Source organism: Nonomuraea sp. NPDC049695 (assembly GCF_040674955.1).
GTDB lineage: Bacteria > Actinomycetota > Actinomycetes > Streptosporangiales > Streptosporangiaceae > Nonomuraea > Nonomuraea helvata.
The window spans coordinates 135,192-143,103 of the sequence record NZ_JBFANV010000019.1 but is presented as its reverse complement, the minus strand read 5'-3'; the positions used below and the strand labels follow the sequence as shown (position 1 = coordinate 143,103).

Here is a 7,912-nt window from a genome sequence, read left to right as displayed (position 1 = left end):
GTGAGCCTGCGGACCACCGGCGCCTCGATGGTCGAGGACGCCGAGCGGACGAACTCTCCCATCTCTTGGAGCTTGGCCAGGCAGCACCTGCTGCAGCTTGGCCAGCGCCCGCACCGCCCCCTCCTCCAGCCCGGCCACGCTGCCGGTCGCGGCCGTCCGCAGGCTGATCGCCACGGCCACCGCCTCCTCGTCGTCGAGCAGCAGCGGCGGCAGCGCGGCGCCCACGCCGAGCCGGTAGCCGCCGGCCACGCCGGGCGTCGCGTCGACGGGATAGCCGAGCACGCGCAGCCGGTCGATGTCACGCCGCACGGTACGCAGGCCGACCTCGAGCCGTTCGGCCAGCTCGGCGCCGGTCCAGTCCATGCGCGACTGGAGCAGGGACAGCAGGCGCAGCAGCCGCGCCGAGGTCTCCAACATGGAGGCCATTCTGCTCGCCATCGGTGCCAGTACCTGTCACCAATTCTCTCTACCGTCGTGGACATGACGAACTCCGCCATCACGCCTTACCGCATCGACATCCCGCAGGCCGACCTCGACGACCTGCGCGACCGGCTCCGGCGTACGCGCTGGGCCCCCGAGCTGCCCGGCACCGGCTGGGAGCGCGGCGTGCCCACCGGCTACCTGCGCGCCCTCGCCGAGTACTGGGCCGACGGCTTCGACTGGCGCGCCCAGGAGGCGGCGCTGAACGCGTACCCGCAGTTCACCACCGCGATCGACGGCGCGGACGTGCACTTCCTGCACGTTCGCTCGGCCGAGCCGGACGCCACCCCGCTGCTGCTCCTGCACGGCTGGCCCGGCTCGGTCGTCGAGTTCCTCGACCTGATCGGCCCGCTCACCGACCCGGCGGCGCACGGCGGCTCCTTCTCCGACGCCTTCCACCTGGTGATCCCGTCGCTGCCCGGCTACGGCTTCTCCGGTCCGCTGCCCGGCACCGGCTGGACGGACGGCCGCACGGCCGCCGCGCTCGTCGAGCTGATGTCCAGGCTCGGGTACGACCGGTACGGCGTCCAGGGCGGGGACGTCTCGGCCTTCATCGCGCCCCTCATGGGGCGGGCCGCGCCGGACCACGTCATCGGCGTGCACGTCAACGCGCTGCTCACCTTCCCGGACCCCGCCGTGATGGGGTCGCTGACGGAGGCCGAGCAGGCGCGGCTGGCCGGGATGAAGGAGTGGCAGGACAAGCTCGGGGCGTACATGCAGGTCCACGGGACCCGGCCGCAGACCGTCGCCGCCGCGCTGCACGACTCGCCGGCCGGGCAGCTCGCCTGGATCGTGGAGAAGTTCAAGGACTGGACGGATCCGGCGGCGAAGCTGCCCGAGGACGCCGTGGACCGGGACCGGATCCTCACCGACGTCAGCATCTACTGGTTCACGGAGACGGCGGGCTCGACGGCGCACACGTACTTCGAGCGGTTCAACGACTTCAGCATGTGGGGGCCGCGGGAGCGGGGCACGGTGCCCACCGCGGTGGCCGTCTTCCCCACGGACTTCTCGGTGCGGCCGCTGGCCGAGCGGGCGCACAACGTGGTGCGCTGGTCGGAGTTCGACCACGGCGGGCACTTCGCGGCGCTGGAGACGCCGGAGGTGCTGGTGGCCGACCTGCGCGAGTTCTTCTGGTCCCTCGCCTGAGGCCAGGGCGGGAGGGCGGCGAAGTAGGCTGGATCACGGAGGCCACTGATGCGCGCACGCGATCTCGCCGTCGAGTTCCCGACGGTCACCCTGGACACCCCGGCGCTGGAGGCGGCCAAGCTGCTGGCCGAGCAGGACCTGCCGGGCCTCATCCTGGTCGACCAGAACGGCTGCCCCTGCAGCATCCTGCCCGGCACCCAGGTGCTGCGGCTGGCGGTGCCGGCGTACTGCCAGGACGACCCCGCGCTGGCCCGGGTGGTGGACGAGGCCCACGCCGACCTGTTCCTGCGGCGGCTGGGCGGCAGGACGGTGCGGGAGTGCCTGCCCGAGCAGCCTCGGGAGCTGCCGGTGGCCGACATGAAGGCCACCGTGCTGGAGCTGGCCGCGTTGATGGCGCGTACGCGGAGCCCGCTGGTGGCCGTGGTGGACGGCGGGCGGCTGGTCGGGGCGGTCACGTTGCAGTCGCTGCTGGACCACGTGCTGGAGCTCTGACAACCCAGCTCCCGTGGTCTGCCGGACTGTGATGTCCGAATACAGCTGATGTCGGCGGCCGTCGCGGTGTTGTATCCAGCGACACAAGCGAAAGGACCGACGACATGGGTCTGCCAAGGGCGATCAACAGCTCCCGCTCACCGCTGGTCCACGCGCCGGCGCCCACCCCGTACCCGCCCGCCGCCCACACCCCCGCCGAGCGGGACGCGCTGGTGGCCATGCTGACCACGCGACGGCCCCGCGTCGAGACGATCACCATCGGCCACGCCCGCGACGCCGCCTCGGTCGCCGCCGCCGAGGACCTCACGCGCACGTGGCAGGCCCGGGGCGGGCACGTGCTGACCGTCGTTCATTGGCCGGAGAATGCGGCGTCCTGGCTCCGGCACGCGCGGCGGTTCGCGGCGGGCGAGCCCGACGCGTGGGTGGTGGCGGGTGCGCCCCTGGGGTGGGCGCAGATGGCCCGCCGGCTGCGCCGGAGCACCGACTGGGACCCGGCGCGGACCTTCGCCTTCGCCTCCGTCGGCACGCCCGAGACGGTGACCCTGGCCGCTCCGGGCACCCTGGACGGACTGCGCGGCGCCACGGCCGCCGGCGGCACGTGGCGCATCACCCGGCATTCGATCCTCTGGGAGGAGCCTTCAGCTCAGGCGTAGCGGGCCGGATCGACCCCGCGCAGCATCATGCCCTGCCCCCGGGAGCGGTGCACGTCGTCGGCGGGCAGGTCCTCGGGGTCGCGGTACTGGATGAGCAGGGTCGTACGGGCCTCCTCCGCCCGGTTGACGCCCGACCCGTGCACGGTGAGATAGCTGAGGAACAGCACGTCCCCTGCTTCCGCCTCGACCGGGACGGCCGACTCCAGCGGCCACTGCGACAGCGGCAGGTGCCACCCGCCCTCCTCGATGTGCGCCAGCGGCCCGTTCCTGTGGCTGCCCGGCACCACCCGTACACACCCCTTCTCCTCGGGCGCGTCGTCGAAGTGGAAGATGGCCGCGCCCATGGTGTGGCGGGTGTGCGGGAAGTGAGCGACGTCCTGGTGCATGGGGAACGGCGAGCCCTTCTCGGCGGGCTTCACGAAGATCTTGGTGTGGTGGAGCTGGACGTTCTCCGAGCCCATGAGGGCCGCCGCCACGTCGGTGAAGCGCGGATCCACCATGAGCCGGGCGAACGCCGCCGAGTAGAACTGCGCGTCGTGGCAGTGCCGCAGCTCGGTCGCGCCCCCGCCGAGCTGCCGCGCGCTCCCCCAGGTCGGGTCCGTCGGCCGCAACCGCGCGAGCACCCCGTGGCACTCCTCCCGGTACGCCCCCGCCTCCCCCCTGCTGAGCAGCCCTTTGACCAGCAGGTAACCGTTGTCCCGGTAGAACCGCACCATCGCTGACTCGGTCATGCGCACTCTCCCCGCGAACGTACTCCATCTCTGTGATGCCCACCGCCGCGCGACGCTTGAACCATTTTCGATGCGTTTGCCGGTGTTGCGGCCCCGCCGACTGACCCGGCGAAGTAGGAACCCGACCAGAAATGTCCGTCCCACAGGTATGTGCGGACGTGTGCGCTGTATTCCTTGCGCAGCACCCGGGCCGAGACTCCCTTCAGTGAGTTGACGAGTTTGGACAGGGCGACCTTGGGCGGGTAGTGGACCAGCAGGTGGACGTGGTCATGCTCGCCGTTGAACTCGCGATGAGAGCCTCGGGCAAGCCCGGCCGCCCGAAGCTCACCTGGCCGCGCGACCAGCCATGACACCCGCTTGCACGAGCGCGGCGGTGGACACCGCGATGACGATCGGGTTCGCGAAGAACGTGGGCGTCACCACCGCCGTGACGGTCCTGGCCGCGAAGAGCACACCTGGACCAGGGAGACCTCAACCCACGTAGTACGTCATCTCCACCCCCGAAACCGTGCGCCGCACCGCCTCGAAGCCCGTCAGGTCGACGTGGTCGCCCAAGGCATCGCGCACGGCCTCGCTCAGGTGGACGCGGCCGGGCGTGCCGAGGTCCTGGGCCATCTTGGAGGCGAGGTTGACCGGGGCCCCGGCGACGTCCCAGCCGCCGCCGGGGGTGCGGCCGGCGAGCACCGGCCCGGCAGCCACCCCGAGCCGGCCCACGATCTCCCGCTCGGCGAGCCCCGTGCGCATCCCCAGCGCGAAGTGCACGGCCGGGGCGGGCTCATCGAACAGGTAGATGCCCAGCGGCCCGGCGACCTTGATCTCGACGGCTCCCTCGGGCGGCAGGAGGCTCAGGCCCACGTCGCGCATCGCCGCCGACAGCGACAGCCCTCTCAGCAGCTCCACCTCCGGTGTGTCGGCGGTCGGGGCGGCGCTCCGCTCGACCAGGACGACGGTGCGCTCGCGCAGGTGCTCGGCGGCGAGCCGCCCGGCCAGCTCGGCGTCGCCGGGGCGGGCGTCGAGCAGCAGCAGGTCGGCGTAGAAGGCTCCGGAGTAGGGGATGGGGTAATGCTCCTGGCCGGTGACCCCCGACTCGCCCGGCCATCCCTCGGCCGCCCACGCCTCGCCCAGCCCGGGAATGTCGAGGCGGGGACCGTCGAGCACCTGGTGGGCGGGCCCGACCAGGCCGCCGACGCCGTCCTTGGGCCGCAGCGCGAAGGGATGCCCGTGCGGCAGCCGGTCCACCACGGCCTGCGTCACCACGATATCCCCACCCTCGGTGTCGTTCTCGGCGAACTCCTCGACCGCGTCGGCCTCCGCCCCGTACAGCCCGCCCGACAGCTCATAGTAGGAGCCGAGATGCGCGCCGATCCCGATGCGGACCTCGCAGTGGCTCCGGATCTCGTCCTGCGCCGTCAGCAGGGCGGACAGCAGCGTGGACGCCTCCACCGTCTCCGGATGGAACAGTTGCGCGTTGTCGGCCGCCCACACCCCCACCGCGCGCCCGCCGGCGGCCCTGGCGCACGCGTGCAGGATCCGCTTGGGCCGGTCGATGAGCGCCAGCACCTCCAGCAGCCCGAGCCGCTGGCTGAGCCGGGTGAGCCCCGCCGAGTCGGACACCACGGAGTATCCGCGCGTCTCGTGGCGGCTCAGCAGGCGGCGCGCCTCACCGTCGGTGCGGTCGGAGGCGCGCCACTGCTCGACGAGAAACAGCGGCAGGCCGGCGGCGACGTCGCGCTGGGTGTCGAAGCTTCCCGGGGTGAGCGGGCCGGCGGGGGGTTCGTAAGCCACCCCACCACTTTACCTCACTTAAAGTGATCACTTGAATGCGTTTGGTAATGACTACGACGACCGCCGGCCGGACCGGCGCGTCGCGTCCACGAGGACGACGGGTCCGCCGGACCGCGCGCACCGGTCCTGCTCGGACTCGACGCGGTACGCCAGCGTGAGCAGCACGATGGAGGGACTGGTCGCCGACGGATTCGGACGGGCGCTCCAGGTGGTCACTCCCCCGGTCTCCCGCGAGTACGCCGCCCTCACCGGAGGCAGCCGGCGGCCTCCCGCAAAAGGGAGGCGCGGACCGTCCCGTTCTGGAAACCTGGGGGCAAATGACCTTGAATGACGATGAGCTCGATGACGCGCTCGCCGAGCTGACGACACCCAGCGGGCCCGAGGCGTACCACCGCGCGTTCGGCGTCCTGCTGCACAGCGAGAACCCCGCCGCCGTGTGCGCGGCCCTGGACGACTACCAGCACCAGGAGGCGCTCACGCGCTTCGGCGGCGGCAACCCGCTCGAACCGTTCGCCGACGAGGTGCTCTTCGTCGCGCGCGATCTGCTCAGTCGCCCCGCGGAGCCGCGCACCCACGCGAGCGCCCTGAACGTGATGCGGAACCTCGCCGAACACGAGGACGCGGACCTGATCGCCGACGCCCTCGACGGTGCCACAGACCCGGACGTGCTGGAAACGGGCCTGTCCGCGGCCTCGGCCGCCCTGATGGGCGAGCCCGAGCCGAACCGGCGGCTGCTGGCCATGCTCATGGACTTCGTCCTCGACGAGACCCGCGACGTGGACGAGCGGTGCCACGCCCTCTCGGCCCTGGACGACGTCTACACCCCTGACGTCGATGACGTGCTCGTCCGCGCGAGCGAGTCGGCCGAGCTGGATCTGCAGATCAGCGCCGCGCTCCGGCTCTCCATGCCGGGCCGGGTCCGGACCCACCGCGAACGGGTCGAGCGGCTCGTGGCGTCCTGGCCGGAGGACGCGGGACGCGACACGAGCGTCGTGCGCGAACAACTCACGGGCTTCCACAGCCTCCACTGGACCGACGCCGAACCGGCTGACCCGGAGCTGCGGGCCGCGCACCGGGAGCTGATGTTCCCGGCCGGCGACGAGGCGTGCCTCCAGGCGTTCCTCACCTTGCTCCGCAGCGACGACACGGTCGCCGTGGGGATCGCGCTCGACCATTACGAGCACTGGAAGGGACTGTGCGCGGTCCTCGCCGACGAGACGTCCGCCGAACGCCACCTGCCCGAGGTGCTCGCCCGCGCCCGCGAGGTGCTGCGGCAGCCGCCTTCCCCCGCCGAGCTGTCCCCGGAGTGCGGGGCGGGCGCCAACCACGTGAGCGCCCTGAACCTGATCGGCGCACGCCACGCCACACCGTCGGACGCGGACCTGGTGGTGGACCTCCTCACGCGGGCGGCCACGGATCGGGTGCTCGACAAGACCATCTGGATGGCGTACGGCGTGCTCGACAAGGCGGAGGCGAAGGACCAGCGGGTCGTCGACGCCCTGAGCGACCTGCTGTCCGGTCCCTGGCCCCGCTTCTCGTCGGTGAAGGAGCAGGCGATCCGCGTCCTGGCCGACAGTCTCGGGCCTCAGGCCGATGACGTGCTGCTGCGGCTGGTACGCGGCGACGACGCGAGAGCCCAGGCCCACGCGGCCTACTACCTGGTCGGGACGGGCGGCCTCGACAGGCACCGCGACCTGCTCGTGGAGGTGGCCGAGAGCTGGAGAGAGCGCTCACCCGCGCGTCCTTGGGGCAGCGACGTCGTCAAGCTGGTGCTCGGCTCGCTGCACAGCGCCTATTGGGAACCGCTCCGGCTCGCGGACCCCGACCTGCACCGCGCCCACCGGGAGCTGCGGGTCCCCACCTCAGAGGAGGCCTACCACCGCGCCCTGCGCACTCTGCTCGACAGCGGCGACCAGGTGGCCGTGGGAATCGGGCTGGACCACTGGTGGCACCCGAACGGCATCGAGAACCACTTCGGCGAGGAAGCCAGGAAGGCCGAGACGCCGCTCGTCCTCGACCGCGTCAGGGAGGCGCTGCGACAGCCGCCGTCACCGGCCGAGCTCACCCCCGAGACCGGTGTCGGAGCCAACCGTCTGAGCGCGTTGACGGCGTTGCGCGAGTTGGGCGCCCTGCGCGCCACCGGGGCGGACGAGGCCGCCCTGCTCGCGGACGTCCTGGAGAGGGCCGCGAGCGACGGGATCCGCTGGTGCGCTCTGGAGACGGTGTCGTCGTTGTTCGAGAACATGGAGGAGGCCGACCCACGGCTCGTGGAGGCGCTGGGGAACATCGCCTGCGACCCCGACGTGCGGCTCGACGACCGCCTCGACGCCATCAGAGCGCTGGACGCGTCCCCTGGCTTCAACGCGGTCCCCGAGCTGGTGCGTGTGACGGGATGTCCCGAGATGGAGATCCAGGCGGCGGCCGCCTGGGGGCTACGTTACGAAGAGATATTCGACGAGCATCGCGGCCTGCTCGAAAGGCTGAGCGCGAACTGGCCCGCGGAGGACGCCCCGTGGGACGTCGAGCGAGTCCGCGACCTGCTCGAACCCGCGGTCGAGCAACCGGGCTCATCCCGGACACAAGCGCAGTGAGCCGCTCGATCCGCGCCGTCAGCCGGCCCCC

Annotated in this window: 9 protein-coding genes and 1 pseudogene; 4 read left to right on the top strand and 6 right to left on the bottom strand. The window is 72.1% G+C overall.

The window, feature by feature from the left end:
• Nucleotides 1-417 (bottom strand): HTH domain-containing protein (locus AB0J64_RS19285; protein ID WP_364028432.1); only part of this gene is annotated, 417 nt, incomplete at its 3' end.
• Nucleotides 418-480: 63 nt separating this feature from the next.
• Between AB0J64_RS19285 and AB0J64_RS19280 the strand changes: the two genes are divergently transcribed.
• The 3 genes from AB0J64_RS19280 to AB0J64_RS19270 all read left to right on the top strand — a co-directional run bounded on the left by AB0J64_RS19280 (nt 481) and on the right by AB0J64_RS19270 (nt 2,774).
• Nucleotides 481-1,629: an epoxide hydrolase family protein gene (locus AB0J64_RS19280; protein WP_364028430.1), complete on the top strand. Its 1,149-nt coding sequence runs from the start codon at nt 481-483 to the stop codon at nt 1,627-1,629.
• 48 nt (nt 1,630-1,677) lie between these two features.
• Complete coding sequence (locus AB0J64_RS19275; RefSeq protein ID WP_364028428.1) at nt 1,678-2,121, top strand: CBS domain-containing protein; 444 nt, start codon at nt 1,678-1,680, stop codon at nt 2,119-2,121.
• Between the two features lie 104 nt (nt 2,122-2,225).
• Nucleotides 2,226-2,774 carry a hypothetical protein gene (locus AB0J64_RS19270; RefSeq protein WP_364028426.1) on the top strand — a complete coding sequence of 183 codons (549 nt, stop codon included), beginning with the start codon at nt 2,226-2,228 and terminating at the stop codon, nt 2,772-2,774.
• On the opposite strand, the gene AB0J64_RS19265 is transcribed toward AB0J64_RS19270, so the two are convergent.
• The 5 genes and pseudogenes from AB0J64_RS19265 to AB0J64_RS19245 form a co-directional block, all read right to left on the bottom strand.
• Nucleotides 2,765-3,505, bottom strand: a complete 741-nt coding sequence (locus AB0J64_RS19265) for a phytanoyl-CoA dioxygenase family protein (protein WP_364028424.1) — start codon at nt 3,503-3,505, stop codon at nt 2,765-2,767. The genes AB0J64_RS19270 and AB0J64_RS19265 overlap by 10 nt on opposite strands.
• Nucleotides 3,502-3,792 (bottom strand): annotated as a pseudogene (gene tnpA, locus AB0J64_RS19260) (IS200/IS605 family transposase); the annotation flags it as partial. The pseudogene tnpA and the gene AB0J64_RS19265, both read right to left, overlap by 4 nt.
• Nucleotides 3,793-3,829: 37 nt before the next feature.
• Nucleotides 3,830-3,958: a hypothetical protein gene (locus AB0J64_RS19255; protein ID WP_364028422.1), complete on the bottom strand. Its 129-nt coding sequence runs from the start codon at nt 3,956-3,958 to the stop codon at nt 3,830-3,832.
• A gap of 18 nt (nt 3,959-3,976) precedes the next feature.
• Complete coding sequence (locus tag AB0J64_RS19250; protein WP_364028420.1) at nt 3,977-5,290, bottom strand: adenylate/guanylate cyclase domain-containing protein; 1,314 nt, start codon at nt 5,288-5,290, stop codon at nt 3,977-3,979.
• Nucleotides 5,291-5,341: 51 nt separating this feature from the next.
• A complete protein-coding gene (locus tag AB0J64_RS19245) occupies nt 5,342-5,506 on the bottom strand; it encodes a hypothetical protein (RefSeq protein ID WP_364028418.1) in 165 nt (54 codons plus the stop codon).
• 101 nt (nt 5,507-5,607) lie between these two features.
• Here AB0J64_RS19245 and AB0J64_RS19240 point away from each other — a divergent pair, with 101 nt between their 5' ends.
• Nucleotides 5,608-7,881, top strand: a complete 2,274-nt coding sequence (locus AB0J64_RS19240; RefSeq protein WP_364028416.1) for a hypothetical protein — start codon at nt 5,608-5,610, stop codon at nt 7,879-7,881.
• Nucleotides 7,882-7,912: the final 31 nt, after the last annotated feature.